At 39.6% G+C, this 230-nt stretch carries 1 protein-coding gene; it reads left to right on the top strand.

Annotated features, from left to right (window positions below):
• Positions 1 to 87 precede the first annotated feature (87 nt).
• Positions 88 to 230, top strand: a 143-nt coding sequence (locus AAEY79_RS16645) for an Arm DNA-binding domain-containing protein (protein ID WP_352289936.1), incomplete at its 3' end; no start/stop codon positions are given.

Here is a 230-nt window from a genome sequence, read left to right as displayed (position 1 = left end):
CGATAGCCCATCATAAAGCATGGTAATCCATGTAATAATGCGGTATATTTTACGGTATATTTTATACCGTCATGGAAATATACCGTCATGTCATTAACTGATAGCCAAATCAAACGCTTTAAACCTAGCGATACTTGCACCCCTAGCCGACCTGATAAATATAGTGATGGTAATAACCTACGCTTATGGGTGCGTAGTACAGGCAGCAAAGTATGGGTATGTGACTATCA

The organism is Psychrobacter sp. GW64-MNA-CIBAN-0177 (assembly GCF_040309585.1).
Classification (GTDB): domain Bacteria; phylum Pseudomonadota; class Gammaproteobacteria; order Pseudomonadales; family Moraxellaceae; genus Psychrobacter; species Psychrobacter okhotskensis.
The sequence above is the reverse complement of the archived record's forward strand: the minus strand, read 5'-3'. Positions and strand labels throughout refer to the sequence as shown.